The following is a 1,288-nucleotide window of genomic DNA, read 5'->3' as shown; positions in this document are numbered from 1 at the left end:
AGCGAGCCGGGTCAAGGGTGACCCGAAGGGGCATCGCCGAAGGCGACGCGCAGCGACAGCGGAGCGCCCTTGACGCGGGTCGTGGAAGCACGACACTGACCAAGAAGCGGGCGGCCCCACGCCCACTCCTCCGACACGCGGTTCCTCCCCGACCTCGACAGCGCCTCCACCCCCACGGTCACGATTGAGTCTCGGCCTCGGCGCACCTCTTGATTCCGGCCCATGTAATCGTTTCCAATCCCTCGTGTAATCGATTCCACGAGGAGGTGGAACGGCGATGGCGAGCATCAAGGACGTTGCCGCCGAGGCGGGCCTGTCCGTCGCGACGGTCTCGCGGGCGCTCAACGGCCACCCGTCCGTCAGCCCCGCCGCACGGGAGCGCGTGCTGGCCGCCGTCGAGACGCTGGGGTACCGCCCGAACGCCGTCGCCCGGTCGCTGCGCACCGACCAGACCCGCACCCTCGGCCTGGTCATCAGTGACGTCATGAACCCGTACTTCACCGAGCTGGCCCGTTCCGTCGAGGAAGAGGCCCGCGCGCTCGGCTACAGCGTCATCATCGGCAACGCCGACGAGCGGCCCGATCTCCAGGATCACCATGTGACCACGCTCCTCGACCGGCGTATCGACGGGCTCCTCGTCTCCCCCACCGACGGCGGCTCCCCGCGCATGCTGGACGCCGCGCGGGCCGGTACGCCGATGGTCTTCGTCGACCGGTGGATCCCCGGCGTGGACGTGCCCGTCGTCAGGTCGGACGGGCGGGCGGCCGTACGGGATCTCGTCGCGCACCTGCACGGGCTCGGGCACCGCCGGCTCGCGATCATCGCCGGGCCCGCCGCCACCACGACCGGACGCGAGCGCGTCGACGCCTTCCGTGAGGCGCTCGGCGTGTACGGGCTCCCCCTGCCCGACGCCTACATCGGCCAGGGCGACTTCCAGGCCGGCAGCGGACGCCGGGTCACCGAGGGCTTCCTCGACCTGCCCGAGCCGCCCGAGGTGGTCTTCGCCGCCGACAACCTGATGGCGCTCGGCGCGCTGGACGCCGTACGCGCGCGGGGACTTCGGGTCCCCGAGGACATCGGGCTCGCCGCGTTCGACGACATCCCCTGGTTCGTGCACACCGATCCGCCCGTCACCGCGATCGCCCAGCCCACCCGCGACCTCGGGCGGGCCGCCGTACGGGCGCTGGTCGACCGGATCGCGGGGCGGGCCGGTGAGTCCGTCGCCCTTCCGGCGCGGCTCGTCGTGCGCCGCTCGTGCGGCGAGACCCCCATCGCCCCCGCCCCCGAC

Annotated in this window: 1 protein-coding gene; it reads left to right on the top strand. The window is 72.7% G+C overall.

What is annotated here, in order from left to right:
• Positions 1–277: 277 nt before the first annotated feature.
• Positions 278–1,288 (top strand): LacI family DNA-binding transcriptional regulator (locus KUM40_RS32290; RefSeq protein WP_217169847.1); only part of this gene is annotated, 1,011 nt, incomplete at its 3' end.

This window comes from Streptomyces sp. AC512_CC834 (assembly GCF_019049325.1).
Taxonomy (GTDB): Bacteria; Actinomycetota; Actinomycetes; order Streptomycetales; family Streptomycetaceae; genus Streptomyces.
The sequence above is the reverse complement of the archived record's forward strand: the minus strand, read 5'-3'. Positions and strand labels throughout refer to the sequence as shown.